Consider the following 26606-nt stretch of genomic DNA (forward strand, 5'->3'; position numbering starts at 1 on the left):
CCGACATGTTATCTCTTTGCGAGAAGGAACATATCGAAACCGATCATTGGACTTGATGGCCCCGAGCTGCTGTCCTAAAGGGGGACGAACCACGCCCCGCGTATTTCGTTGCACAGCTATCGAATTCGAGCGGGCGGACCGAACGAGTCCGGCTCGGCCGAGGAGGATGCAATGTCGATCGATGACGTCGGGGCGCCGCTGGACGCGCTGACCGTGGTTCAGTGCGTCACCCCACCCTTCCTGCCCGCCAACGCGGAGGTCATGACGGTGACGGTCGACTACCCGCCCGGCTGCCCCGGCATCGCGCCGCACCGCCACGGCGGGCCGGTCTTCGGTTACGTGCTCGAGGGCGAAATGCTTTTCGAGCTGGAGGGCGAGGCCCCGCGAGTGATCAAGGCCGGTGAGGCGTTCTGGGAGCTCGGGGGAGACGTCATCCACTACTCCGACGCCAACAACCGCGCCGACGCGCCGCTGCGCTTCCTGGCGACGATGATGTGTGCGCCCGGTCAACCGATGTTGACCTTTGTCGACGACGACGAACTCGAGCGGCGCCGCGACAGCAGGGTCAAGGCGCGCCGGGAGTGATGCCCCGGCCGCGGCATCGGCCGGCGATGTCGGCCCCGCCCGCCACACTGGCGGCGTGCTCGATCTCATCCTGCCGGCCGAATGCGGCGGCTGCGGCGCGCCGTCGTCCCGGTGGTGCGAAGCCTGCGCCACGGAGCTGGCCGTCAGGCCGGACGAGCCGCACGTGGTGAACCCGCGCATCGACGCGGGCGTCCCGGTGTTCGCGCTCGGCCGCTACGCCAACGCCCGCCGGCAGGCGATCCTGGCGCTCAAGGAACACGGCCGGGCCGATCTCGTCGCGCCGCTGGCGCGCGCACTGGCTCTCGGGGTGCACCGGCTGCTGTCGTGGGGGATCCTCGACACCCCGCTCACGATCGTGCCGGCACCGACCCGGCGTTCGGCCGCGCGCCGGCGCGGCGGTGACCCCGTTCTCCGGTTGGCCCGCGCCGCGGTGGTGCAGCACCCGGAGATCGGCGTGGCCCAGGCACTGCGGATCAAGGCCTTGACCCGCGACTCGGTGGGGCTGGGCACCGCCGCGCGGGAACGCAACATCACCGGCCGGGTCGTGCTGTGCGGCCGGCCGCCTGCCGCCGACGTCATGGTCGTCGACGACATCGTCACCACCGGGGCGACGGCGCGCGAGTCGGTGCGCGTCCTTCAGGCCGCGGGGGTCCGGGTCGTCGCGGTGCTGACGATCGCCGCCGCGTGAGGGTGTGAACCGGCCAAGAGGTTGTGAAGAACTCGCAACAGCTCTGCGAAATTAGTGGCATGGGTAGGCGAACACGAGCTAACGTCGGAATCAACATTCATTGACTCACTTGGTCGGGATATTCCCAGGTTGAGCCCCACTTGCGGGAAGGGGTGAGTAATCGACACCTTGCACCGGCGGGCAGCCTGCGGCGGTAGCCAGTCTCGAACCGCTCTCACCTCGTCGGCGCATCAAGCCAGCCGGGCACGCAACGCGCGTGCGACGTGTAAAGAGAAATGAGTTGTCACGTATGTCAAGGCTATCCGTGGATTCCGGTCAGATTCTGGACCAACCTCCCTCCGCCCCCGATGGGCAAGCCCAGCCGACAACCACCGCCGACGTTGTGTTCAAAGGCCGCAACGTAGAAATCCCCGATCATTACCGCCTGTACGTCTCCCAAAAACTCGCCCGCCTCGAGCGGTTCGATCGCTCCATCTACCTCTTCGATGTCGAGCTCAAACACGCTCCCAACCGGCGGCAGCGCAAATCCTGTCAACGCGTGGAGATCACCGCCCGTGGCCGGGGCCCGGTGAGCCGAGCGGAGGCCTGCGCCAACAGCTTCTACGCCGCGTTCGAGTCCGCGGTGGACAAGCTGGAGAGCCGGCTGCGCCGCGTCAAGGACCGCCGCAAGGTCCACTACGGCGACAAGACGCCGGTCTCGCTGGCCGCCGCCACCGCGGTGCCGCCGCCCGAACCGGCGCGCGGTGCGCCCGAGGCGCCCGTCGACCACGGCGCATCGATTGACGGCGTGGACCAGGACCACGAACCCGGACGGATCGTGCGGACCAAGGAGCACCCGGCCACGCCGATGACGGTCGACGACGCGCTCTACGAGATGGAGCTCGTCGGGCACGACTTCTTCTTGTTCCACGACAAGCACACCGAGCGGCCGTGCGTGGTCTACCGGCGCCACGCCTACGACTACGGCCTGATCCGACTGGGCTGATCCCGTCACCCCGCCGAACGTCGACTTATTGCGAGATTTCAAGCAAATTGGCGCAAGAAGTCGACGTTCGGCGCCCAAAGAGCGACGTCACCTAGGATGGGTGTCGCCAAAGACTCCGATCCGGCCCGGTGACGATGCAGAGCGCGTAGCGCGATGAGGAGGAGCCGGGCGATCAAACCGTAGAGGACATAGCTGTGCTGTCGAAGTTGCTGCGCCTTGGCGAAGGTCGCATGCTCAAGCGTCTCAGGCGGGTGGCTGACTACGTCAACACCTTGTCCGACGAGATCGAGAAGCTCACCGACGCCGAGTTGCGGGCCAAGACCGACGAGTTCAAGAAGCGGCACGCCGACGGCGAGAGCCTCGACGACCTGCTGCCCGAGGCCTTCGCCGTCGCCCGCGAGGCGGCCTGGCGGGTGCTCGACCAGCGCCCCTTCGACGTGCAGGTGATGGGCGCGGCCGCGCTGCACTTCGGCAACGTCGCCGAGATGAAGACCGGTGAGGGCAAGACCCTGACCTCCGTGCTGCCGGCCTACCTCAACGGCATCGGCGGCAAGGGCGTGCACGTCGTCACCGTCAACGACTACCTGGCCAAACGTGACAGCGAGTGGATGGGCCGCGTGCACCGCTTCCTCGGGCTGGACGTCGGCGTGATCCTCGCCCAGATGACGCCCGACGAGCGGCGGGTGGCCTACAACGCCGACATCACCTACGGCACCAACAACGAATTCGGGTTCGACTACCTGCGCGACAACATGGCGCATTCGCTCGACGACCTGGTCCAGCGCGGACACAACTTCGCCATCGTCGACGAGGTCGACTCCATCCTGATCGACGAGGCCCGCACCCCGCTGATCATCTCCGGCCCCGCCGACGGCGCCTCCAACTGGTACCTCGAGTTCGCCCGGCTCGCTCCGCTGATGGAAAAGGACACCCACTACGAGGTGGACCTGCGCAAGCGCACCGTTGGCGTGCACGAGCTCGGCGTGGAGTTCGTCGAGGACCAGCTCGGCATCGACAACCTCTACGAGGCCGCGAACTCGCCGCTGGTCAGCTACCTCAACAACGCGTTGAAGGCCAAGGAGCTGTTCAACCGCGACAAGGACTACATCGTGCGCGACGGCGAGGTGCTCATCGTCGACGAGTTCACCGGCCGCGTGCTCTACGGCCGCCGCTACAACGAGGGCATGCACCAGGCCATCGAGGCCAAGGAGCACGTCGAGATCAAGGCCGAGAACCAGACGCTGGCCACCATCACCCTGCAGAACTACTTCCGGCTCTACGACAAGCTCGCCGGGATGACCGGTACCGCCCAGACCGAGGCGGCCGAGCTGCACGAGATCTACAAGCTCGGCGTGGTGCCGATCCCCACTAACAAGCCGATGATCCGCGCCGACCAGTCCGACCTGATCTACAAGACCGAGGAGGCCAAGTACATCGCGGTCGTCGACGACGTCGTCGAGCGCTTCGAAAAGGGCCAGCCGGTGCTGATCGGTACCACCAGCGTCGAGCGTTCCGAGTACCTGTCGCGGCAGTTCCAGAAGCGCCGCGTCCCGCACAACGTGCTCAACGCGAAGTTCCACGAGCAGGAGGCGACCATCATCGCGGTCGCCGGCCGCCGCGGCGGCGTCACCGTGGCCACCAACATGGCCGGTCGAGGCACCGACATCGTGCTGGGCGGCAACGTCGACTTCCTCACCGACCAGCGGCTGCGTGAGCGCGGCCTCGACCCGGTGGAGACGCCGGACGAGTACGAAGCGGCGTGGCACGAGGAATTGCCGAAGGTCAAGGAGGAGGCCTCCAAGGAGGCCGAAGAGGTGATCGAGGCCGGCGGCCTGTACGTGCTGGGCACCGAACGGCACGAGTCGCGGCGCATCGACAACCAGCTGCGCGGCCGCTCCGGCCGGCAGGGTGACCCGGGCGAGTCGCGCTTCTACCTGTCCCTGGGCGACGAGCTCATGCGCCGCTTCAACGGCGCCGCGCTCGAGGCGATGCTCAACCGGCTGAACCTGCCCGACGACGTGCCCATCGAGGCGAAGATGGTCACCCGCGCGATCAAGAGCGCCCAGACCCAGGTGGAGCAGCAGAACTTCGAGGTCCGCAAAAACGTCCTCAAGTACGACGAGGTGATGAACCAGCAGCGCAAGGTGATCTACGCCGAGCGCCGCCGCATCCTGGAGGGCGAGAACCTCAAGGAGCAGGCGCTGGACATGGTCCGCGACGTGGTCACCGCCTACGTCAACGGCGCGACGGCCGACGGCTACGCGGAGGATTGGGACCTGGAATCCCTGTGGACGGCCCTGAAGACGCTGTATCCGGTGGGCATCGACCATGCGCCGCTGACCCACCACGACGCCGACTCCGAGCGCGACGACCTCACCCGCGAGGAGCTGCTCGAGGCGTTGCTGAAAGACGCCGAAAACGCTTATGCCGCAAGGGAAGCCGAGCTCGAGGAGATCGCGGGCGAGGGCGCGATGCGTCAGCTGGAGCGCAACGTGCTGCTCAACGTCATCGACCGCAAGTGGCGCGAGCACCTCTACGAGATGGACTACCTCAAGGAGGGCATCGGGCTGCGCGCGATGGCCCAGCGCGACCCGCTGGTCGAATACCAGCGCGAGGGCTACGACATGTTCATGGCCATGCTCGAGGGCATGAAAGAGGAGTCGGTCGGCTTCCTGTTCAACGTGACCGTCGAGGCGGTGCCCACCCCGCAGGTCGCACCGGTCCAGGCGCCCGAAGGGCTCGAGGAATTCGCCACCGCCGCAGCCGCCCAGCAGGGCGGTACCACGACCGCCGTGCGCGAAGAGGCCCCAAGTACGCTGCGCGCCAAGGGGATTGACAACCAGGCGCCGGCCCTCACCTATTCTGGCCCCTCGGAGGACGGCTCGGCGCAGGTGCAGCGCAACGGCGGTGACGCCAAGACACCGGCGGGGGTTCCCGCCGGGGCCAGCCGCCGCGAGCGGCGAGCGGCGGCGCGCCAACAGGGCCGCGGCGCCAAGCCACCCAAATCGGTGAAGCGGCGCTAGCGGGGCGCATTCGCCTTTCCGGCTTTCCGCCCGCCGCCCGACTGTCCGGGCGCTCGCGGCCCAACGCCCGACTGGCCGGGCGCTCGCGAACCGGGCGCGCCGAATTTGAGGCATCCGCCCCATGCGCCGGGGCGGTGGCCGCGCGGACCATCCAGGGATGACCACAGCACGCACCCCCCTCGACGCCGCCACCGCCGTCCTGCACCACCCCGTCCTGCCCGCCGGAGATGACGAACGATTCGTCGGATTCGGCGTGCTGGGGCTCCCCTTCGCCAGCGGGCACTACCTGGCGCTGCGGCAGTTCCCGGCGACGTCGTTCTCGCCCGGCTATCGCTCGGTGTGGCACCGCGACCCCCACGGCGCCTGGACCTTCTACGCGACCACGCCGGGCCCGCAGAGCTGCGCCCGCTTCTTCAGCGCGGCGACCAGCCGCGACGCGGTCCAGTGCGACATCGACGTCGCGTGGGTCACCCCGTGGTCGTTGTTCGTCGCCATCCCGGGGCTGCTGGCCTGGCAGATCGACCTGCACGCCACGTGGTCGACGCGACTGATGAGCGCGGTGGGCGCGCGACTGCCCGCCTGGGCGTGGACCAACCGGGCGGCCCTGGCCGTCCTCGGCCGCATCGCCGGGCCGACGCTGCGGGCCGGCCGGATCCGGCTCGCCGGAACCGCGCCCAACGGCCAGCGATTCATGATCGCGCCCGCACAGGTGTGGGCGGTGGGACACTCGCGCGCGGTCTTGCGCGAGGTGGACCTCGGGCCGGTGGGGCCGCTGCGCCCGCAGGCGCGGCTGGCCGGCTTCCGGCCGCCGCAACGCGGCGTGTTCGCGGTGGGCTCCGGGCATTTCGACAGCTTCGACGCCGCCCGGCACGAGGCCGTGCGGCGCACCGCCGCAATCGGGTGACCCCGCGGCCGCCGGCTGGGCACAATGAGGCTCATGCCAGAGTCCGAACTACCGACGCGGGCGGAGCTGCTCGCGGCGTTGTCGGTGGCGATCGATCTCGGCCTCGGCCAACCCGCCGAGCACATGCTGCGCGCGGCGCTCATCGCGACCCGGCTCGCCGACCGGCTCGGGCTGTGTGCCGACGAGCGCGACTGCGCCTACTACACCACGCTGATCATGTGGGTCGGCTGCCACGCGGACTCCCACGAATACGCGCGCTGGTTCGGCGACGACATCGCCGTCCGCCACGATTCTTATCTGGTCGACTGGTCCGGGATCCCGTACCTGCGCTTCCTGGCGAGCAACGTCGGCCGCGGCCAGCCCCTCGCGCATCGAATGGCCGTGCTGGCAACGCTTTTCGCCAACGCGCGCGGTCACATCTCCCGGCTGATCCACTCGCACTGCGCGTCGGCGGCGCTGCTGGCCGACCGGATCGGGTTGAGTCCCGACGTGCAGGCCGCGCTCGCGTTCGCCTTCGAGCGCTACGACGGCGGCGGGCTGCCCGCGGGAGCGCGGGGGGAGACCATCCCCATCCAGATGCGCATCGCGCAGCTCGCCGACATGGTCGAGGTTCATCACCGCACGTACGGCGTCGCCGGCGCCGTGGCCATGGTGAGCAGCCGGCGCGGCGGGCAGTTCGATCCCCGGGTCGCCGACGCGTTCCTGCGCGACGCCGACGCGATCCTGGCCGGACCGCCCGCAGGCGATGCGTGGGCGGCGGCGCTGGGTGAGGCGCCCGATCGCCATCAGCGGCTTGACGATGCGTCGCTGGACGCGTTGCTCGTCGCGCTGGGCGACTTCGTCGACCTGAAATGCCCGTTCACTCTTGGGCATTCGCGCGCGGTGGCCCGGCTCGCGGGCGACGCCGCGCTGGCCGCCGGAATGGACACGGACGCGGTGGCGCTGACCCGGCGCGCGGGCCACGTCCATGACCTCGGCCGCATCGGGGTGTCGAATCACATCTGGTCGCGGCAAGGCCCGTTGAGCGCATCGGAATTCGAGCGGGTACGGCTGCACCCGTATCTGACGGTGCGCATCCTCAACCAGGTCCCCGGCCTGGGCCGGCTGGCCGAGGTCGCCGGCAATCACCACGAATGCCTCGACGGCTCGGGATATCCGCGTGGGCTGGCCGGGCCCGCGCTGCACATGCCGGATCGCATCCTGGCCGCCGCCGTCTGTTACCAGTCCGCCCGCGAGCCGAGGCCGTACCGGGAGCCGATGTCGGCCGGCGCGGCGGCCCGCCGGCTGCGCGGGCGTGCGCAGGCCGGGGAACTCGACGCGGTCGCGGTCGAAGCGGTGTTGCACGCGGCCGGACAACCCGCGCAACGACCGAACCTGCGGCCGGACCGGCTGACCCCCAGGGAGGTCGAGGTGCTGTGCCTGGTCGCCCGCGGCGCGTCCAACAAGGAGATCGCGGCGTCGCTGGTGATCAGCGAGAAAACGGCCCGCAATCACGTCGAGCGGACGTACGCCAAGATCGGCGTTTCGAACCGCATCGGCGCCAGCATGTACGCGCTGCGGCACGGCCTGGTGAACCCGGTGCCCAGCTAACCCGACGGGCGTCTGGAAACGTGCCGTACGCGGCCGAAAATGAGGCATCCGCCCCATGTTCAAACGCGCCGGCGAGGCGCACAATCAGCGAATGAAGCGATTCTTGATTGTCGGTTACGGCGCCGCCGCTTACCTGCTCTTTCTTGCCGCATTTCTGTACCTCGTGGCGTTCTTGGGAAACTTCTGGGTGCCGCGAACCGTCGATCACGGCCTGCCGGCGCCGATCGGTGAGGCGGTGCTGATCAACATCGGGCTGCTTGCCGTGTTCGCCGTCCAGCACAGCGTCATGGCGCGGCCGTCGTTCAAGGCGTGGTGGACGCGGATCGTGCCATCGCCGATCGAGCGCAGCACCTACGTGGTGCTGTCCAGCGTCGTGCTGGTGCTGCTCTACTGGCAATGGCGGACGATGCCGGCCGTCGTCTGGGACGTGCGGCCACCGGCCGGGCGCCTGGCGCTGTGGACGTTGTTCTGGCTCGGCTGGGCCATCGCGCTGGCCGCGACGTTCATGGTCAGCCACTTCGACCTGTTCGGCCTGCGCCAGGTGTATCTGGCGTGGCGCGGAAAACCCTACACGCACATAGGTTTTCACGCCCGGATGCTGTACCGGTTGGTGCGCCACCCGCTCATGCTCGGCTTCGTGATCGTCTTCTGGGCGGTGCCCACGATGACGGCCGGACACCTGCTGTTCTCGGTCGCCATGACGGGCTACATCCTGGTCGCCACCCACCTGGAGGAGCACGACCTGGTGGAGGCGCTGGGTGAGCAGTATCGCGACTACCGTCGCCGGGTGCCGATGTTGCTGCCGCTGGGACACCGCCCGCGGCGCGACCCGGCCCAACCGGCGGAGCTGCATTAGCTTTCGGGCGAGCGGTTCACCGCGGACGGCCGCTCGCTGCGAGGTGACCGGTGCGGTCACCCGATGTGTAGGGCCACGACCATCCACCGGGCGCCGCTCGCCGCGCCCACCTGCTCCACCCGGCAGGCGATGGCGTGGACTCGGTTCCCGCGGCTGTAGGAGCCGAAGACCTCGGCGGCCGCGTCCGGGTCCCGGTGGCCCGCCGGCTGCAGTCGCATGCGCCGCAACACGGCGGCACCCGCGTGGCCGGGCGCCCGCACGGCCACCGAACGCCCCACCGCGACAACCGAATCCACCAGGCTGGGCGACAGCAACGGATGCAGCTGGGCGGCCGGGCGGCGCCGGTCGATGACCTCCAGCACGCGCCGCAGCGCCGCGTCGGCGAAGGTCGCCGCCTGGCGCATCCGCGCGGACATGACCGGCGCCGGCGCTCTGCTGAGTTGCCCGGTGTAGGACCGGGGCGTGGCGTGGCCGCCGCGGCGGCGTAGCGGAGTGCGCGAGGACGGCCGGCACGACGGGACGGTGCGCGGCACATCCTGGGTTTCCGGTTCGTAGTCGACGACCGGCATAACGGTGAAAGCGCCGGATGGATTCGCAACGGGGCTAGTGTTCAACGCGCACTCTCCAACTTCTCGGCCGGACCGGAAGCCTGCTGGAGAGGGGCAGACAGTCGTCATCATGGCATAAGTCGCCATCGCGCGTCCCCATGCCGACGTGCGCCGCGGGCCGGACGATTACCGTTGGCCAGACATCGTTTGAGGCGACAGGGCGATGAATCGACGAGGAGGACTGCGCCGTATGGTGACCCGGTTGTCCCCGCCGGACGCGTCGTTCTATCGGCTGGAAAACACCGCCACCCCCATGTACGTCGGATCGCTGGCCATCCTGCGCCGTCCGCGGGCCGGGCTGAGTTATGAGACGCTGCTGGCCACCGTCGAGCAGCGGCTGCCCCAGATCCCGCGCTACCGGCAGAAGGTCCGCGAGGTGCCGGTCGGCACGGCCCGGCCGGTGTGGATCGACGACGCCGACTTCGACATCACTTATCACGTGCGGCGCTCGGCGCTGCCCTCGCCGGGCAGCGACGGTCAACTGCACGAACTGATCGCGCGGCTGGCCGCGCGGCCGCTGGACAAGTCGCGGCCGCTCTGGGAGATGTACCTGGTCGAGGGCCTGTCCAAGAACCGGCTCGCCCTCTACACCAAATCGCATCAAGCCCTGATCAACGGGATGGCGGCGCTGGAGATCAACCACGTCATCAGCGACCGGACGAGGCGCCCGCCCCCGGCCCCCGAAGACATCTGGATCCCGGAACGCGACCCGGGCAACACCCGGCTGGTGCTGGGTGCGATCGGTGAGTGGCTGACCGGTCCGAGCGCGCAGCTGCAGGCCGTCGGGTCCGCGATCGGCGGCCTGGTGACCAACTACGGCGAGCTCGTCGGCGCCGGGCGCCGGGCGTTCGATTTCGTGCGCAACCTGGCCCGGGGCGACGCGCCCAGCAGCCCGCTCAACGCCACCGTTTCGCGTCATCGCCGGTTCACCGTCGCCACCGGCAGCCTCGAGGACTACCGCGCCGTGCGCGCCCGCTATGACTGCGACGTCAACGACGTGGTGCTCGCGGTGATCGCCGGCGCGCTGGGCAACTGGCTGATGTCGCGTGGGGTGGCGGTGTCGCCGACGGCGACGGTGCGGGCGATGGCGCCGCTGTCGGTGTACGACGACGGCGACCTCGACGCGAGCGGCCCCGGCCAGGCGATCAGCCAGGTCATGCCGTTCCTCGTCGACCTGCCGGTGGGGGAGCCCAACGCCGTGGTGCGGCTCTCGCAGATCGCGCACGCCACCGAGTCCAACCCGACGGCCGCCCAGCTGGTGGACGCCAGGACCATCGTCACGCTGTCGGGGTTCGCCCCGCCCACGCTGCACGCCATGGGAATCCGCGTCGCGACCAGTTTCCCGAGCTTCTCCAAGCGCACGTTCAACCTCCTGATCACCAACGCGCCGGGGGCCCAGTCGCAGATGTACGTCGCCGGCACCAAGTTGCTGGAGACCTACACGGTGCCGCCGCTGCTGCAGAACCAGGCGCTGGCGATCGGGGTGACGTCGTACAACGGCATGCTCTATTACGGAATCAACGCCGACCGCGAGGCCATGAGCGACGTCGACCTGCTGCCGGGACTGCTGAGGCAGGCACTCGAGGAGCTGCTGGAGGCTTCCCGGTCGTAGCCGGCGGTGAAAACCCCTGCGTGCGGCTATCCTTCGTTGCTGTGAAACCAGCCGCGCCCGAGATCTCCGACGCCTCCACGCCGATCTAGCCAACATGACCGTCGTCTACATCCCCGCCACGCTGGCCATGCTGCAGCAGCTCGTCGCCGACGGCTCGCTGCGTCCGGTCAGCGGCACGGCGTTCGCGCTGACGCCAAAGTTGCGCGAGGCCTACGCCGCGGGCGACGACGACGAGCTCGCCGACGTGGCGCTGCGCGAGGCGGCGCTGGCCTCTCTGCGCCTGTTGGCGGGCGAAGCGCCCTCGGATTCCCGGCCGCCGCGCCGCGCGGTGCTGGCCGCCGACGTCGACTTCGACGCATCCGGGGTCACCTACCGTCCCGACCTCGACGACGCCGTCGTCAGGCTGCCCGGCGCGGTCCCGATCGAGGACGTGATCGCCGCGTACGTCGACAACGCAGGTGCCGAGGAGGCGGTGGCCAGGGCCATCGAGGCCGTCGACGCCGCGGACCTGGGCGACGAGGACGCCGAGCTGATCGTTGGCGACGCGCAAGACCACGACTTGGCCTGGTACGCCAACCAGGAGCTGCCGTTTTTGCTGGAGCTGATGTGACGCTGTGAGGCATTCCCGCCCCTAGCGCTAGCTACGACACCGTAGGTTACGGTACCGTAGGTTTCGTGAAGCACACAGAATCGATCACAATGTGAGCGTAAGTAAAGCGCCACGTCGTGAGCAGGAGCTTCCTCTGGGCAAACGGAACCCATCGATCGCGGGCAACGTCGTCGACACCAAGCGGCCCGTGGTCGCCGGTGCCGACCGGCATCCCGGCTGGCACGCCCTGCGCAAGCTCGCCGCGCGCATCACGACGCCGCTGCTGCCCGACGACTATCTGCACCTGGCCAATCCGCTCTGGTCGGCGCGCGAACTGCGAGGACGCGTCCTGCAGGTGCGTCGCGAGACGGAGGACTCCGCGACCCTGGTCATCAAGCCGGGTTGGGGCTTCAACTTCGACTACCAGCCGGGCCAGTACATCGGCATCGGACTGCTGATGGACGGGCGCTGGCGCTGGCGGTCGTATTCACTGACCTCGACCCCGGCGGCGACGCCCGCGCGCTCCGGTTCGGCGCGCACCGTGACCATCACCGTCAAGGCGATGCCGGAGGGATTCCTCTCGTCGCACCTGGTGGCCGGCGTTGAACCGGGCACCGTCGTCCGGCTGGCCGCGCCGCAGGGCAACTTCGTCCTGCCCGACCCCGCGCCCGCCTCGATCCTGTTCCTCACCGCCGGCTCCGGGATCACGCCGGTGATGTCGATGTTGCGAACCCTGGTGCGCCGCAACCAAATCGGTGACATCGCCCACCTGCATTCGGCCCCCACGGAATCGCACGTGATGTTTCGCGGCGAGCTGGCCGCGCTGCAGGCCGACCACCCGGGCTATCGGTTGCAGCTGCGCGAGACGCGCACTCAGGGCCGGCTCGACCTGTCCGCGCTGGACGCCGACGTGCCGGACTGGCGCGAGCGCCAAACCTGGGCCTGCGGGCCGGAGGGCCTGCTCACCGCGGCCGAGCGCGTGTGGTCGGCCGCGGGCATCGCCGAGCGTTTGCATCTCGAGCGCTTCGCGGTGTCCAAGGCCGCGCCCGCCGGTGCGGGCGGGACGGTCACCTTCGCGCAAAGCGGACGCACCGTCGCCGCCGACGCCGCGACGTCGTTGATGGATGCGGGGGAGAGCGTCGGCGTGCAGATGCCGTTCGGGTGCCGCATGGGTATTTGCCAGTCCTGCGTGGTCGGCCTGGTGGAGGGCCACGTCCGCGACCTGCGGACCGGCCAGGAGCACGACCCGGGGACCCGGGTGCAGACCTGCGTGTCGGCCGCGTCCGGCGATTGCGTGCTCGACATTTAAAGGCTACTCACAGGTAACCTACGGATTCGTAGGTTACGATAGCGTAGGTCTAGTACCGAACAAACGACCGCAGGGAGATGACGACGATGGCGATCAGTGACGTCGACGTATTCGCCCATCTGACGGACGCCGATATCGAAAACCTGGCCGTTGAGCTCGATGCCATCCGCCAGGACGTGGAAGACTCGCGCGGCGAGCGAGACGCTCGCTACATCCGCCGCACCATCGCGGCCCAGCGCGCGCTCGAGGTAACCGGCCGGCTGCTGCTGGCCGCCAGCTCGCGGCGCTCGGCCTGGTGGGCGGGGACGGTGACCCTGGGCGTGGCCAAGATCGTCGAGAACATGGAGATCGGCCACAACGTCATGCACGGGCAGTGGGACTGGATGAACGATCCGGAGATTCACTCCTCGACGTGGGAGTGGGACATGAGCGGGTCGTCCAAGCACTGGCGCTACACCCACAACTTCGTGCACCACAAGTACACCAACATCCTCGGGATGGACGACGACGTCGGCTACGGCCTGCTGCGCGTCACCCGCGACCAGCGCTGGAAGCGCTTCAACATCTTCAACCTGGTGTACAACACTCTGCTGGCCCTCCTCTTCGAGTGGGGCGTCGGCCTGCAGCACGTGGAGCTCGGCAAGATCGCCAAGCGACGCATGGACAACGACGAAGCCCGGGAGCGGGTCGACGAGTTCCTGGCCAAGGCCGGGCGGCAGGTGTTCAAGGACTACGTGGCGTTCCCCGCGCTGACCTCGTTGTCACCCGGAGCCACCTACATGTCCACGCTGAAGGCCAACGCGCTTGCCAACGTGATTCGCAACGTGTGGGCCAACGCGGTGATCTTCTGCGGCCATTTCCCCGACGGCGCAGAGAAATTCACCAAGACCGACATGATCGGCGAGACCAAGGGGCAGTGGTACCTGCGCCAGATGCTGGGCAGCGCCAACTTCGAGGCGGGCCCCGCCCTGCGCTTCATGAGCGGCAACCTGTGCCACCAGATCGAGCACCACCTGTACCCGGACCTGCCGAGCAACCGGCTGCACGAGATCTCGGTGCGGGTGCGCCAGGTCTGCGACAAGTACGACTTGCCTTACACCACAGGGTCTTTCCTGTTCCAGTACGCGAAGACGTGGCGCACGCTGGCCAAGCTGTCGCTGCCGAACAAGTACTTGCGCGACGACGCCGACAACGCCCCGGAGACCCGCAGCGAGCGGATGTTCGACGAACTCGAGCCGGGTTTCTTGGGTACCGATCCGGCCACCGGCCGCCGCCGCGGTTTGAAGTCCGCGATCGCCGCCGTGCGCGGTTGGCGGCGCGGGAAGCGCGCGGCCGTCGCGCGCAGTGTCGACGACGGCCTCGCCGCCTAGGGCGCTTGCTGCCTAGAGGTTCTCGCCGAACGTGTTCTGGCGGCGAATATTTCGCTGACTTTTCGCCCTGAGTGCACGCTCGCCGCGGGCGTCGTCAGGGGTGCGCGACGAGGTAGGTCTCGTTGCCCAGGCCGGCGGTGAGTTCGCCGACGTCGAAGGGCCGGTCGAGCCGCGCGGCCAACGCCTTCTTGTCGACGAGCAGGCCGATCTCCGCGGTCTGGCGCGCGAAAAGCCGACCGATGTACGGGTAGATGCGGCGCATGATCGCCCGCTCGGCCGACGTGCAGCGTGACGCGCAGTAGCCGACGTGGCCGATTTCGTCGGTGAGGATCTCGCTGTAGAGCAATTCGATTCGCTGGGCGACGTCCGGTTCGTCGGCGAAGAGCCTTCCGCCCACGCGGCGCAGTTCGTCAAACATGATGCAGCCGGCCATCTCTGCGGCCCCGACGAACAGGAAGCCGAGCCGTTCGGGCAGGAATACGCTCGTCTTGACGAACTGGCGCATCACGAAAGGCGGGGGCACAACCTGGAAGGTGAGATCGAAGACGTCCAGCGCGTAGGCGAGCAGCCGCGTGTGGTAGTGCTCCTCGAGTTCGAGGTAGACGTTCTCGGGCGGCAGGCTCTCGTCGCTGTTACGCCCATAGGTTTCGCCGAGTCCCACGCCGAACCGCTCGGCCTGATTCAGCTTGGCGGTCGCCAGCAGGAACAGCATTTTCGGGTCCAGGCCGGGTTCGGGTCGCCGGCGGCGCAGGTTGCGCAGGAACGTCTGTCGGTCGGCGGGATGGGCCGACCGGACGGGGCTGGCTTCGAGTTCGCCGAAGAACCGCTCTCGGTTCGCCAGCCGCCTGTTGAGCAGGTCGGCCTCGCCGTCGCGGCGGGCCAGGAAGTCCCGGTAGCCCTCGATGCCCGTGCGATTCATCGTCTCTCCATTCCCTTGACAATCGTTGCCACGTAACGGCCCAACAGCGCTTCGTCGTGCGCTCCGGTGGACAGCAGCGCGAAAAGCCCGGTGAGGAAGAACGTTCCGAGTTCCGCCGCGTCGGCGTCGGCGGGCACCTGTCCCTCGTCTTGGGCCCGGCCGATCACGCCCACCAGGAACTGGGCGAGGGGATGCTGCGTCAGTTCGTCTTCGACCGGACGGGTCGAGGAGAAATGCAACCCGAGCATGTCGCGGAAAACGGCGTCGCCCAGCCGGCGTTCGGCACGCAGAACGTGCTGTACAACTTGTGACAGCACGGAGGCCAGATCGCCCTTGGCATCGCCGAGTTCGCTGATGATCCGGGTCTCCTCGTTGCGCTCCACCTCGATAAGGACGTGCTCCTTGGTGGGGAAGTGGAAGTAGAACGTCCCCCTCACCACGCCCGCCGCGGCGGCGATGGCGCTGACGTCGGCGGCGGCGAACCCGCGTTGCGAGATCTCGGACAACGCCGCGTCGAACAGGCGCGCCCGCGTCTCGAGCCGCCGGGCCTCCCGGACGCTCGCGGCTGCAGAGTTGGCCGGGGATGCTGCGCGTGCCGACGCCATGCAGGCACGGTACGCCAATCGCTGACGCCCGTCAATGACGGGCGTCAGCGAATTTGGTCGTCAGGAGCCGCCGGTCACCTTTTCGGCCAGTGCCGCCAGCTTGGCGTCGAGTTGCTCGGCGGCGCTGAGCAACTCGGGATTGGGCTCGACGACCATCAGCGACGACGGCTTGACATAGGTCACGCTGCTGCCATCGTCGCCCTCGTCGGCGACCAACAGCTCGACCGGGGCGAACAATCCGGCCTTGACGTCGTGGCGCAGCATGGTGATGGCGATCAGCGGGTTGCCGAGGATGACGCGCAACGCCTTGCGGTCGATGCCGGCCTTGGTGATCCAGGCGCCGTGGTCGACCGTGCCGAATAACATGAATCCACTTGGGCCGGCGTGGTTTTGGATTCGACCCTCGTATTCCTGCCAGTCGCCGGTCGTCGTCGTAATGTCGTCGATCGGCACCGGGCTTTCTCCGATGTCGGCGAGCAGCGCGCCGACCAGCGCGTCATAGCTCTTGGCGCTGTCGTAGCGCACCCGAATGCCCTCGAACTTGGTTTCAGACGCAGACACTTTCGACCTCCTCTGGTCCGATGCTCTCGTGTACCTGGGTACGTGGGGTGCGATCGATGAGCAGGCTGAGCGTTTCGGGCCGGCTGTAGTGGCCGCCGGCATCCATCAGCGCCTTCCGCGTGTTGATCAACGACAAGTCGAGGTCAGCGATGACGTCGCCCTCGCCCGTGCGCAGCGGCTCACCCACGTATTCGCCCTGGGGCGTGATGATCGCGGTGAAGTGGCCGCCCGAGATAGGTCCGATCGGACAGTCGGTGTCGGCCATGATCTGCGCCTGCTGATCCGCTTCGAGCCACGCGGTCGCGTTGACGACGAAGGCGCCCGACTCGAGCGCGTGATTGCGCACGCTGATCTCCATCTGCCGCGCGAACAGGTCGCCGCCGAAAGATCCGGGGAACATGCTCGAGTGGATCTGCTCGTCGTCGGCGATCAAGGCGTAGCGGGCCAATGCATTGAAGTGTTCGTAGCACGCCAACTGTCCGACGCGCCCGACTGCGCTGTCGACCGCGCGCAGCCCACTACCGTCGCCCTGGCCCCAGACCATCCGTTCGTGGTAGGTCGGCATGATCTTGCGGCGGCGCTGCAGCAGGGTGCCGTCGGCGTCGAACAACAACTGCGTGTTGTACAGCGAAGCACCGTCGCGCTCGTTGACACCGATCGATACGACCATGCCTGCCGCACGGGCGGCCTCGGCGATCGCGTCGACCGCCGGCGACGGGATCGCCACGGCCTGGTCGAGGAGCCGCAGGTGCTCCGGTCGCATCTCGAAGGGGCGCTGGACGAACGAGAAGTACGGGTAGTAGGGAATCACCGTTTCCGGGAATGTCGCGAACTGCACGTCGCGGCGTGCCAGCTGCGCGATCTTGCCGACCACCTTTTCCACGGTGCCCTCGCGACTGTAAAGGACGGGGCTGAGCTGCACTGCGGCGGCGCGGATTACGTCCATCGCCCCGTCTCCTAGCCCAGTCGCTCGATGATGGTGGCGTTGGCCATGCCGCCGCCCTCGCACATCGTCTGCAGCCCATACCGGCCACCGCGCTGCTCCAAAGCGTTCACCAGCGTCGTCATGATGCGAGCGCCGCTGGCGCCCAACGGATGACCAATCGCGATCGCTCCGCCGTTGACGTTGGTCTTGGCCAGATCGGCTCCGGTGTCGTGCGCCCAGGCCAGCACCACGGGCGCGAACGCCTCGTTCACCTCGAACAGGTCGATGTCGGCCAGCGTGAGCCCGGCTTTCGACAACACCTTCTCGGTGGCGGGAATGACGCCGGTCAGCATGTAGAGCGGGTCGGAGCCCACCACGGTGGTGGTGTGGATCCGGGCCAGCGGGCGCAGGCCCAGTTTCTGGGCGACCTCGCTGCTGGTGATCATGACCGCGGCGCTGCCGTCGGACAGCGGCGACGAGTTGCCCGGGGTGATCTCCCAATTGATCTGCGGGAAACGGGCTTTGGCCGCCTCGCTGTAGAACGCCGGCTGCAATCCGGATAGGGTCTGCACCGTCGTACCGGGGCGGATGATCTCGTCGGTGGCGAGCCCGGCAATCGGGATGAGCTCGTTGTCGAATAGCCCGTCCTTGGTGGCGCGGGCCGCCTTCTCGTGGCTGCCCGCGGAGAACTCGTCGAGTTCGGTGCGCGAAAAGCCCCACTTCGCGGCGATCAGTTCGGCGCTGATGCCTTGGGGCACCAGGCCCTCGGGATAGCGCGCGTCCATCCCCTCGCCGAACGGGTTGCTGCCCGGTGACACCTGGCTGCCCATCGGGACGCGCCCCATCGATTCCACGCCGGCGGCGATCACCAGGTCGTAGGCGCCGGCGATCACACCCTGTGCCGCGAAGCTGATGGCCTGCTGGCTGCTACCGCACTGGCGGTCGATGGTGACACCGGGCACCGTCTCCGGGAATCCCGCGCCCAGCAGGGCATTGCGGGCGATGTTGACGGCCTGGTCACCGACCTGGGTGACGGCGCCGGCGATGACATCGTCGACCTGTGCCGGATCGACACCGGTGCGCGTCACCAGCTCGCGCAGGCTGTGCGCGAGCAGGTCGGCGGGCAGCACATCGTGCAGCGCGCCACTGGCCTTGCCCTTGCCGATGGGCGTGCGCACTGCTCCGACGATGACGGCGTCGCGACCCTGGTTCATGGCTCCTCCTCGAGTCCATCTGGGTATATCAAGCTATACTCAGATAAACACCTCGGTATGCTGAAAGCAACCCAGCTGGGGAGGTGATTTAGATGACACTGCTGCAGGGGCCGCTGGCCGACCGCGACGCCTGGTCGGCGGTGGGCGAGTGCGCGATCGAAAAGACGATGGGGGTCGTCGGTACCAAATCCGCGATGCTGATCATGCGCGAGGCGTACTACGGCACCACTCGTTTCGACGACTTCGCCCGCCGGGTGGGCATCACCAAGGCCGCCACCTCGGCGCGGCTGGCCGAGCTCGTCGAGCTCGGACTGCTACGGCGCCAGCCCTATCGGGAGCCCGGCCAGCGCAGCCGCGACGAGTATGTGCTCACCCAGGCGGGCATCGATTTCATGCCGGTGGTGTGGGCGATGTTCGAGTGGGGGAGGCATCATCTGCCGGGGCGTCACCGGCTGCGGCTGACACACGTGGGCTGCGGTGCCGAGGTCAGCGTCGAAATCCGGTGCGCCGAGGGACATTTGGTGCCGCCGGATGAGCTCGGCATGCGGCTGGCTAAGAAGCCTGGTTGAGTGCGGCCAGCAGTCGGCGGGCGGCCGCGACGCGGCGGGCGGCGGGCCCGGTCAGTGTGTCCAGCGCGCACTCGGGGTCGGCCGGCGGGCCCATGTGCCCGCAGCCGCGCGGACAGTCCTCGATGGCGTCCGCCAAATCCGAGAACGCCATCATGACGTCGTCGGGCTGGATATGGGCCAGCCCGAAGGAGCGGATGCCCGGCGTGTCGATCACCCAGCCCGACGTCGCCAGTGGGAGCGCGACCGATTGCGTGGAGGTGTGCCGCCCCCGGCCGATGTCGGTCACGTCGCCGACGGCGCGGTCCGCGTCGGGCACCAGCCGGTTCACCAACGTTGACTTGCCGACGCCGGAATGCCCGAGCAGCACGGTGATCTTGCCGGCGAGCAAATCCGCCACGGCGAGCAGGGGATCGTCGCGGCCCGCGACGACCACCGTCAGATCCAGGTCGACGAACTGCTCCGCGAACGGCTCCGGCGGGGCGAGGTCGGTCTTGGTCAGGCACAGGATCGGGGTGAGTCCGCCGGCATAGGCGGCGATCAGCGTCCGGTCCACCAGCCCGGTGCGGGGAGGCGGGTCGGCGAGCGCCACCACGATCAGTAGCTGGTCGGCGTTGGCGACGACCACCCGTTCGGTCGGATCGGTGTCATCGGCGGTGCGCCGCAACACAGTTCGGCGCTCACCGCGGCGCACGATGCGGGCCAGCGTGTCCGTCCGCCCGGACAGATCGCCGACCACATCGACCTCGTCGCCGACGACGATCGGCGTGCGGCCCAGTTCCCGGGCCCGCATGGCGGTGACCCGACGGTCGACGTCGCCGCCCAGCACGCACCCCCAGCGGCCGCGGTCGACACTGACCACCATGGCGGCCTGGGCGTCGGCGTGCCCGGGACGCGTCTTCGTCCGCGGCCGCGAACCCCGGCCGGAGCGGATCTTGACGTCGGACTCGTCGTAGTCGCCGGGCTTCACATGCCGCGGTCTTCCTGTGCGGTCAGCATGTCGGCCCACAGCCGCGGAAAGTCGGGCAGCGTCTTGGTGGTGGCGCCGATGTCGTCGACCTCGACGCCGGCTACCCGAAGCCCGACGATTGCGCCCGCCATCGCCATCCGGTGGTCGGCGTACGCGCGCCAGACGCCCGGCCGCAGCGGTGTCGCGGTGATCACCAGGCCGTCGGGCGTTTCGGTGCAATCGCCGCCCAGGCGGTTGATTTCGGCGCTCAGCGCGGCGAGCCGATCGGTCTCGTGGCCGCGCAGGTGGGCGATGCCGGACAGGCGCGACACCGAGCCCGGGGCCGCCAGCGCCGCCAGGGCGGCCACCGACGGGGTCAGCTCGCCGACCGCGCGCAGGTCGACGTCAAAACCGCCGTAGTCCCCGGAGCCGCGCGCCTCCAGGTGCGAATCATGTTGGGTGACAACAGCATTCAACTTGCCCAACACGGCCAGGATGTGCTCGGCGGGTTGCACGCTGTTCGCCGGCCAGCCCGTGATGCGCACCGCGCCGCCGGTGACGACGGCCGCCGCCAGGAACGGGACGGCGTTCGTCAGGTCCGGCTCGACCACCCAGTGCCGGGCCGCGACCGGCCCGGGTCGCACCCGCCAGCGGTTGGGGACGGAGTCGTCGACGTCGACGCCGGCCTGGCGCAGCATCGTCACCGTCATCGCGATGTGCGGCGCCGACGGCAACGCCGAACCGGTGTGCCGCACCGTCAGCCCCTCGGCGAAAGAGGCCGCGCACAACAGCAACCCGGAGACGAACTGTGACGAGGCCGAGGCGTCGATCTCGACGGTGCCCCCGGGGACCGCGCCGGTGCCCAGGACCCGAAACGGCAGACCCGAGCCATCGATCCGCACGCCCAACCCGCGCAGCGCGTCGAGTAGCGGCGCGATGGGCCGCGCCCTGGCCTGCTCGTCGCCGTCGAACTCGACGATCGATTCGGCGAGCGCCGCCAGCGGCGGGACGAACCGCAGCACCGTGCCCGCCAGGCCGCAATCGACCTGTGCCATCGGTTCCGGCACCACGCGGCCGCTGACCGTCAACTCCGTCCCGTCGCCGTCGACGCGCAGGCCCAGCGTGCGCAGCGCGCCGATCATCAAGTCGGTGTCCCGGCTGCGCAGTGCCCCGCTGATGGTCGGGGTGCCCTGGCCCTGCGCCGCCGCCAGCGCCGCCAGCACCAGGGTCCGGTTGGTCTGCGATTTCGAACCGGGAACGGTCACGGTCGCGTGCACCGGTTGCGGTGCCCGGGGGGCCGTCCACGTAGTCACCGGTCCATCATCGCCTGTCACCGGTTGTTGCCACCAATAGGAGTTCGCGACTTCTGCCACCCACAGGAGTTCGGTGGCTTCTGCCACCCATAGGAGTTCCGTGGCTTCTGCCACCCATAGGAGTCCCGTGGCTTCTGCCACCATGGAGGTATGTGCGGACGGTTTGCGGTCACGACCGACCCGGCCCTGTTGGCCCAGAAGATCAAGGCGATCGACGAGACCACCGGCGCCGACGCCGATTCGAGCGCGCCCAACTACAACGTGGCTCCGACCTCGACCATCGCGACCGTCGTCAGCCGGCATTCCGAACCCGAGGACGAGCCGACGCGGCGGGTGCGGCTGATGCGCTGGGGCTTGGTGCCGCCGTGGGCCAAGGCGGGCGCCGACGGCGCGCCCGAAACCAAGGGTCCGATGCTGATCAACGCCCGCGCCGACAAGGTCACCAGCTCGCCGGCCTTCCGGACCAGCGCCAAGTCCAAGCGTTGCCTGATCCCGATGGACGGCTACTACGAATGGCGGGTCAATTCCGACGCCGCGGCCGGCAAGAAGTCTCGCAAGACACCGTTTTTCATGTACCGGGAGGACGGCGAGCCGCTGTTCATGGCGGGCCTGTGGTCGGTATGGAAGCCGGCCAAGGACGCGTCGCCCCTGCTGAGCTGCACAATCATCACCACCGACGCGCCCGGGGAGCTCGCGCAGATCCACGATCGGATGCCGTTGGTGATGCCCGAACGCGATTGGGACCGATGGCTCGACCCCGACGCCCCGATCGACGAAAAACTGCTGGCCCGCACGCCCGACGTGCGCGCCATCCGCACGCGTGAGGTGTCGACGCTGGTCAACAACGTGCGCAACAACGGCCCGCAGCTACTCGAGCCGGCCGAGCCGGAGCCCGAGCAGATGAAAATCCTGTAGCGCTCGGCTGGCCGCTATTACTGCGCTCGGGACCGCGTGGACGTCTGAATAACCGATTTGCCTAAGGGCAGGCGCGATTTCGCGTCGTCTTTTGCGCTTCCGTAGTTCTTCGCCGGCCGCCAGCAGCGCGATGGCCGGGTTGTCGGATCACGCACAGCTTCTTCGTCGTATGGATAGACAGCCGAAACGCCCGGAACCACGACGAATCAGGAGAACACAATGAACATCACGAAACTCAACGACAGCGCACGCCAACTCATCGGTTCCGACCCGGCCACGCTTGTCACGATCAATCGCGACGGAAGCCCGCAAGTCAGCCTGGTCTGGGTGACGGTGCAGAGTACAGCCGACGGCGGTGACGAGCTCGTCACCGCTCATCTGCAGGAACATCAGAAGATCCGCAACATCCGGCGTGATCCCCGTGTGGCGGTGACCATCGCGTCCACCGACCGCAGCGGGCCGCAGACGCCCTATCTGTTGATCAGGGGCACGGCGCGCGTCGAGGAGGGCGGTGCTCCCGAACTACTCGACAAGATCGCCACGACTATCTTTGGCCCCGGCACGGGGTTCCCCCCGCCTGACGCACCCCCCGGATACCTGACTCACATCACGATCGAGAAAGTCGGCGGCGTGGGCCCATGGGCGGCATGAACGTCAAGTTCACATAGGTTCGTCATCCTCGCAAATGGGGACGTGTTGAGCTATACCGCCTCATCGTCGCCTCCGTCGCGCAGCAGCTTTTCCGGGTGGTGGAAGGTGTAGGTGCAGGCTTGACGACGAAACGCTCCTCGGCGAGTCGTTGTTCGCGTTCGGAGCGTCGCCGAATGACACGTGCACCCGAGGGGCGCAACGCCTGACGGCCGGATCAGTTGCTGAGCACCGACTTCCAGTTGCCGTTGACGTTACGGTCCGCAACGCACCAGAAGTTGTTCCAGCTTCCCGGCGCCGTGGCCTTCACGCCTGGGCCCGCGTTCTGGCACGCCTCGCGCGTCGGGTAATTGCCCTCCGTCTGAATCGTGTCGGCGTCGCTGACGCCCACGCCAATCGTCAACGGCCCAGCCATGGCCAGCAGACCCGCCGCGGCGCCTAACCCCGCTGCGCCGCGAGCGCCACGGCGGTGGCCACCGCCTCCAGCAGGTGGGTGAGTTGCTCGGCGGCGCCGACGGTGCGGTCGCCGGCGGCCAGCCGGGTGAAGATGCCGGCGATGAAGGTCGTGACGGCGGTGGTCTGCGCGGCCAGCAGTTCGGGGTCGCGGGTGTCCGGCTGCAGATGGGCGATGGCGTCGCGGGCCATCGCGTTGATCCGGGCGACGAACACCTGCGCCGTCTCGGCCAGATCGGGATCGCGCGCGGCGCCCAGCAGCAACTCGTGGCGCGCCCGGTTCAGCATCAGCCCGGTCCCGTCGGCCTGCATCATGGTCAGCCGGGCCAGGTGCGCGAACGGCGAGACCGGGTCGACCGGCTCATCGATCACCGACTGCAAATTTGCGACGTCGATCTCGGCCACCCGCTTGCCGACGCCGCGCAGCAGGGCCGTGCGGGTGCGGTAGTAGTACGACGTGGTGCCCTCGGGGACGCCGGCGCAGCGGTCGACCTGCCCATGGGTGAGTCCACGCGATCCGTGCTCGGCCAGCACCCGGATCGCCGCGTCGCACAGGTCGCGGCGGCGTTCATCGCCGTCGCGCTTGCGGGATCTCGTACTGGCGGCCATGGGTCACCGAAGGACGGTGCCGCCGTCGATGTTGACGACCTGACCGTTGATCCACTCGCCCTCCCTGGACAGCAGGAAGGCGACCAGCGCGGCGATGTCGCCGGGCTCGCCGACGCGCGGTCCGCGAATGCGCTTGAGCGCGCCGGCCTCCAGGTCCGGCCACTGCGGCACCGAGCGGATGGTCTCGGTCGCGGTGAAGCCGGGCGCGACCGCGTTGCACCGGATGTTGTCCTTCCCCCACCGCGACGCGACGTGGCGAGTGAGCGCGCCGATGCCTGCCTTCGCGGTGGCATAGGCCGGGCGCGCGGGCTCTCCTTGGAACGCCGCCGCCGACGACATGTTGACGATGGCCCCGCCGCCGCGGTCCAGCATTCTCGGGATGGCGTATTTCATCGCGGCCACATACCCGCGCAGGTTCACCGCCATCACCCGATCCCAGACGTCGAAATCGATGTCCACCACGTCGGTGTCGGCCCGGATGATGCTCATGTCGGCGCCCACGTTGAACAGCAGGTCCACGCCGCCGAAAGTCGTTGCGGCGGTGTCGATCAGCGCCGCGACCGACGCGGGATCCGCCAGGTCGAAGGCCACGTGCGTCGCCGCGCCGCCGGTCGCGGCGATGCGTTCGGCCGTCCGCCGCGCGCAATCGTCGGCGACGTCGCCGACGATTACCCGGCAGCCTTCGCCGGCGAGACGGGCGGCCGTCGCCGCGCCGATGCCGGTGGCGCCGCCGACCACGACTGCCACCTTGTCGATCAGACCCTGCAATCCCATGGATATTGACTTTACCTCTAGAACTGTAGAGGATCGCCAGTCATGGCTGGGATTCATCGGGAGCGGCCCGGGGCCGGCGACCTGTCGGCGGCGACGGACACGCCCGCGCTGGCCCTCGGCGACGGCGTCTGGATGTCGCCGGGCGTCTCCAACGCCTACGCGGTGGCCACCGACGAGGGGCGGGTCATCGTCAACAGCGGGCTGGTCTTCGAGGGGCCGCTGCACCGCAAGGCTTTTGCCGAGGTGCCGGGCCCGACACGGGCCATCATCGTCACCCAGGGGCACGCGGACCATTGGGGCGGGGTGAACGCGCTGCGCGACGAGGGCACCAACGTCGTGATGCACCGCAACTACCGGTACTGGCGCGACGACAACACACTGCTCATGGGCTACCGGGTGCCCAAGACGTCGTTCGCCTTCCAGAAGTTCTCCGACGCCGTGCTCGAGCACTTCAAGACCCTCGACCCCGCGACCATCGACTTCTCGTTCCCCGAGCCGACGACGACCTTCGACCAGCGCCACAACATCACCGTCGGAGGGCGTACCTTCGAGCTGGCGTGGACGCCGGGCGGCGAGACCACCGACGCACTGGTGGTGTGGCTGCCGCAGGAGCGAATCCTGTTCACCGGCAACCTGTTCGGCCCGCTATTCGGGCATGTCCCGAATCTGATGACCATCCGCGGCGACCGCTATCGCGATCCCATTCTCTACATCGAGTCGTTGAACACCGTGCTCGACTACGGACCGCAGCGGCTGATCACCGGCCACTTCGACCCGATCGAGGGCGCCGACCGCATCGCGGAGGAAGTCAGCGCGATGCGTGACGCCATGCAGGCCGTGCACGACCGCACCGCCGAACTGATGAATTCCGGCGCCGACGTCCATACCGCGATGCGCGAGGTCACCGTGCCCGAGCACCTCGACATCGGTGAAGGGTACGGCAAGACCTCGTGGAACGTGCGCGCCATCTGGGAGATGTACACCGGGTGGTTCCGGCATCGCTCCACCACCGAACTGTATGGGATCGCACCGGATTCCGTTGCGGCCGATGTGGTGAGCGCCGCCGGGGCCGACGCGCTCGTGGACGCGGCCCGCGCGCACCTGGCGGTCGGGCGGCCGGTGCAGGCCATCCACCTCACCGACCTGATCCTGGCCGCCCAGCCGTTGCACGCGGCGGCACGTGCCGTCGCCGCCGAAGCCCACGAGGCACTGTTGGCCGACGCCGACAACTTCTGGGAAAAAGCGTGGCTCACCAAATCCATCAACGAACTGAGGTCACCCGAATGAACACCGTCAACTTCGATTTCACCGGCGCCACCGTGCTGGTGACCGGCGGCACCAGCGGCATCGGCAACGCCATCGCCGCCGCATTCGCCGGGGCGGGCGCGGCCGTCACCGTCACCGGCACCCGCGGGTCCGCCACGGACTATTCCGAGACGGATCTGAGCGCCTACACCTACCGCCAATGCCAGATACAGGACCCGAAATCGGTTGACGCCCTGGCGGATTCGCTGGATGAACTGGACATCTTAATCAACAACGCCGGCGGCCCCTACCCGGCGGGTGACGAATACGACCCGGACGGATACGTCGCGTCGGTGACGCAGAACATGTTCGGCCCGATGCGGCTGACCATGCGCTGCCATGACCTGCTCAAGTCCAGCCAGGCTCCCGGCGGGGCGAGCGTCGTCAGCGTCGTGTCGATGTCCGCGTTCCGCTCCGCCGTGTTCGTCCCCGGCTACGCCTCGTCGAAGATGGGCCTGCTCGCCCTCACGATGAACCTGTCGCGGCGGTGGGCCAACGACGGGATCCGGGTCAACGCCATCGCACCCGGCCTCATCGACACCCGAATGACCCACCCGGCCATGGGCATTCCCGAGGTGATGGACGTCGAGATCGGCTTCCACACGCCCCTGGGCAGGCCCGGCACGCCCCAGGACTGCGCCGGCGCGACGCTGTTCCTGTGTACCGACGCCGCCTCGTACATCACCGGCACCACCATCGCCGTCGACGGCGGATACCTGACGGTCTGAAAC

At 68.5% G+C, this 26606-nt stretch carries 27 protein-coding genes; 16 read left to right on the top strand and 11 right to left on the bottom strand.

Annotated elements, in window-relative coordinates; all coding sequences use genetic code 11:
• The first annotated feature begins 171 nt into the window (after nt 1-171).
• From QGN30_RS07920 to mddA, 7 genes are all read left to right on the top strand, one after another.
• Nucleotides 172-585 carry a cupin domain-containing protein gene (locus QGN30_RS07920; RefSeq protein ID WP_042792090.1) on the top strand — a complete coding sequence of 138 codons (414 nt, stop codon included), beginning with the start codon at nt 172-174 and terminating at the stop codon, nt 583-585.
• A 55-nt stretch (nt 586-640) separates the two neighbouring features.
• On the top strand, nt 641-1273 hold the full coding sequence (locus QGN30_RS07925) for a ComF family protein (RefSeq protein ID WP_014380957.1): 633 nt from the start codon (nt 641-643) through the stop codon (nt 1271-1273).
• A gap of 304 nt (nt 1274-1577) precedes the next feature.
• Nucleotides 1578-2258 carry a ribosome hibernation-promoting factor, HPF/YfiA family gene (gene hpf, locus QGN30_RS07930; protein ID WP_014380956.1) on the top strand — a complete coding sequence of 227 codons (681 nt, stop codon included), beginning with the start codon at nt 1578-1580 and terminating at the stop codon, nt 2256-2258.
• A gap of 194 nt (nt 2259-2452) precedes the next feature.
• Nucleotides 2453-5281 (top strand): preprotein translocase subunit SecA, encoded by a 2829-nt coding sequence (gene secA / locus QGN30_RS07935; RefSeq protein WP_009957356.1) that lies wholly within the window; start codon nt 2453-2455, stop codon nt 5279-5281.
• A gap of 157 nt (nt 5282-5438) precedes the next feature.
• Nucleotides 5439-6185: a hypothetical protein gene (locus tag QGN30_RS07940; protein ID WP_009957355.1), complete on the top strand. Its 747-nt coding sequence runs from the start codon at nt 5439-5441 to the stop codon at nt 6183-6185.
• Nucleotides 6186-6218: 33 nt separating this feature from the next.
• Nucleotides 6219-7775: an HD domain-containing phosphohydrolase gene (locus tag QGN30_RS07945; protein WP_009957354.1), complete on the top strand. Its 1557-nt coding sequence runs from the start codon at nt 6219-6221 to the stop codon at nt 7773-7775.
• A gap of 91 nt (nt 7776-7866) precedes the next feature.
• Nucleotides 7867-8631 carry a methanethiol S-methyltransferase gene (gene mddA, locus QGN30_RS07950; protein ID WP_026071227.1) on the top strand — a complete coding sequence of 255 codons (765 nt, stop codon included), beginning with the start codon at nt 7867-7869 and terminating at the stop codon, nt 8629-8631.
• Nucleotides 8632-8687: 56 nt separating this feature from the next.
• Here mddA and QGN30_RS07955 read toward each other — a convergent pair whose 3' ends face one another.
• Nucleotides 8688-9200, bottom strand: a complete 513-nt coding sequence (locus QGN30_RS07955; protein ID WP_095562877.1) for an Rv3235 family protein — start codon at nt 9198-9200, stop codon at nt 8688-8690.
• A gap of 229 nt (nt 9201-9429) precedes the next feature.
• Between QGN30_RS07955 and QGN30_RS07960 the strand changes: the two genes are divergently transcribed.
• From QGN30_RS07960 to QGN30_RS07975, 4 genes are all read left to right on the top strand, one after another.
• Nucleotides 9430-10851, top strand: coding sequence for a WS/DGAT/MGAT family O-acyltransferase (locus tag QGN30_RS07960; RefSeq protein WP_095562876.1), 1422 nt, complete (start codon nt 9430-9432; stop codon nt 10849-10851).
• 94 nt (nt 10852-10945) lie between these two features.
• Nucleotides 10946-11461 (top strand): DUF6912 family protein, encoded by a 516-nt coding sequence (locus QGN30_RS07965; RefSeq protein WP_009957351.1) that lies wholly within the window; start codon nt 10946-10948, stop codon nt 11459-11461.
• Nucleotides 11462-11594: 133 nt separating this feature from the next.
• Nucleotides 11595-12749, top strand: a complete 1155-nt coding sequence (locus tag QGN30_RS07970; protein WP_043955835.1) for a ferredoxin reductase — start codon at nt 11595-11597, stop codon at nt 12747-12749.
• An 86-nt stretch (nt 12750-12835) separates the two neighbouring features.
• Complete coding sequence (locus QGN30_RS07975) at nt 12836-14119, top strand: fatty acid desaturase family protein (protein WP_009952833.1); 1284 nt, start codon at nt 12836-12838, stop codon at nt 14117-14119.
• Between the two features lie 94 nt (nt 14120-14213).
• Here the strand turns inward: QGN30_RS07975 and QGN30_RS07980 are convergent, their stop codons facing one another.
• The 5 genes from QGN30_RS07980 to QGN30_RS08000 are packed head-to-tail and all read right to left on the bottom strand — an operon-like array spanning nt 14214 to nt 18343.
• Nucleotides 14214-15038 (bottom strand): hypothetical protein, encoded by an 825-nt coding sequence (locus QGN30_RS07980; RefSeq protein ID WP_036459578.1) that lies wholly within the window; start codon nt 15036-15038, stop codon nt 14214-14216.
• Nucleotides 15035-15643 carry a TetR/AcrR family transcriptional regulator gene (locus QGN30_RS07985; protein ID WP_036459576.1) on the bottom strand — a complete coding sequence of 203 codons (609 nt, stop codon included), beginning with the start codon at nt 15641-15643 and terminating at the stop codon, nt 15035-15037. The genes QGN30_RS07980 and QGN30_RS07985 overlap by 4 nt, the downstream gene beginning before the upstream one ends.
• Nucleotides 15644-15703: 60 nt before the next feature.
• Nucleotides 15704-16204 (bottom strand): DUF302 domain-containing protein, encoded by a 501-nt coding sequence (locus QGN30_RS07990; protein ID WP_014385650.1) that lies wholly within the window; start codon nt 16202-16204, stop codon nt 15704-15706.
• Nucleotides 16191-17150, bottom strand: coding sequence for a carbon-nitrogen hydrolase family protein (locus QGN30_RS07995; RefSeq protein ID WP_008259741.1), 960 nt, complete (start codon nt 17148-17150; stop codon nt 16191-16193). The genes QGN30_RS07990 and QGN30_RS07995 overlap by 14 nt, the downstream gene beginning before the upstream one ends.
• An 11-nt stretch (nt 17151-17161) precedes the next feature.
• The gene (locus QGN30_RS08000) at nt 17162-18343 is read right to left on the bottom strand and encodes a thiolase family protein (protein ID WP_009952826.1); all 1182 of its coding nucleotides are present in this window, start codon (nt 18341-18343) and stop codon (nt 17162-17164) included.
• A gap of 92 nt (nt 18344-18435) precedes the next feature.
• Between QGN30_RS08000 and QGN30_RS08005 the strand changes: the two genes are divergently transcribed.
• Nucleotides 18436-18912 carry a winged helix-turn-helix transcriptional regulator gene (locus QGN30_RS08005; protein ID WP_009952825.1) on the top strand — a complete coding sequence of 159 codons (477 nt, stop codon included), beginning with the start codon at nt 18436-18438 and terminating at the stop codon, nt 18910-18912.
• Here the strand turns inward: QGN30_RS08005 and rsgA are convergent.
• Both rsgA and aroA read right to left on the bottom strand, forming a co-directional pair.
• The gene (gene rsgA, locus QGN30_RS08010; RefSeq protein WP_009952824.1) at nt 18896-19879 is read right to left on the bottom strand and encodes a ribosome small subunit-dependent GTPase A; all 984 of its coding nucleotides are present in this window, start codon (nt 19877-19879) and stop codon (nt 18896-18898) included. The genes QGN30_RS08005 and rsgA overlap by 17 nt on opposite strands.
• Nucleotides 19876-21171, bottom strand: a complete 1296-nt coding sequence (gene aroA, locus QGN30_RS08015) for a 3-phosphoshikimate 1-carboxyvinyltransferase (RefSeq protein WP_029384202.1) — start codon at nt 21169-21171, stop codon at nt 19876-19878. Before aroA ends, rsgA begins: the two co-directional genes overlap by 4 nt.
• Nucleotides 21172-21321: 150 nt before the next feature.
• On the opposite strand from aroA, the gene QGN30_RS08020 reads away from it, so the two are divergent.
• Together QGN30_RS08020 and QGN30_RS08025 are read left to right on the top strand one after the other, a co-directional pair.
• Nucleotides 21322-22086: an SOS response-associated peptidase gene (locus QGN30_RS08020; RefSeq protein ID WP_009952821.1), complete on the top strand. Its 765-nt coding sequence runs from the start codon at nt 21322-21324 to the stop codon at nt 22084-22086.
• Between the two features lie 219 nt (nt 22087-22305).
• Nucleotides 22306-22737 carry a PPOX class F420-dependent oxidoreductase gene (locus QGN30_RS08025; RefSeq protein WP_009952819.1) on the top strand — a complete coding sequence of 144 codons (432 nt, stop codon included), beginning with the start codon at nt 22306-22308 and terminating at the stop codon, nt 22735-22737.
• 214 nt (nt 22738-22951) lie between these two features.
• On the opposite strand, the gene QGN30_RS08030 is transcribed toward QGN30_RS08025, so the two are convergent.
• From QGN30_RS08030 to QGN30_RS08040, 3 genes are read right to left on the bottom strand one after another with little or no spacing between them, the layout of a single operon-like run.
• Complete coding sequence (locus QGN30_RS08030) at nt 22952-23149, bottom strand: hypothetical protein (RefSeq protein ID WP_050782782.1); 198 nt, start codon at nt 23147-23149, stop codon at nt 22952-22954.
• Between the two features lie 23 nt (nt 23150-23172).
• Entirely contained in the window at nt 23173-23796 is a 624-nt protein-coding gene (locus tag QGN30_RS08035; RefSeq protein ID WP_009952817.1) for a TetR/AcrR family transcriptional regulator, read from the bottom strand.
• A gap of 3 nt (nt 23797-23799) precedes the next feature.
• Entirely contained in the window at nt 23800-24570 is a 771-nt protein-coding gene (locus QGN30_RS08040) for an SDR family NAD(P)-dependent oxidoreductase (RefSeq protein ID WP_009952815.1), read from the bottom strand.
• Between the two features lie 42 nt (nt 24571-24612).
• Here QGN30_RS08040 and QGN30_RS08045 point away from each other — a divergent pair, with 42 nt between their 5' ends.
• A complete protein-coding gene (locus tag QGN30_RS08045; protein WP_248923213.1) occupies nt 24613-25857 on the top strand; it encodes an alkyl sulfatase dimerization domain-containing protein in 1245 nt (414 codons plus the stop codon).
• Entirely contained in the window at nt 25854-26603 is a 750-nt protein-coding gene (locus QGN30_RS08050) for an SDR family NAD(P)-dependent oxidoreductase (RefSeq protein ID WP_201406011.1), read from the top strand. Before QGN30_RS08045 ends, QGN30_RS08050 begins: the two co-directional genes overlap by 4 nt.
• The last annotated feature ends 3 nt before the right edge of the window (nt 26604-26606 follow it).

The organism is Mycobacterium sp. 3-98 (genome assembly GCF_035918355.1).
GTDB classification, from domain to species: domain Bacteria; phylum Actinomycetota; class Actinomycetes; order Mycobacteriales; family Mycobacteriaceae; genus Mycobacterium; species Mycobacterium intracellulare.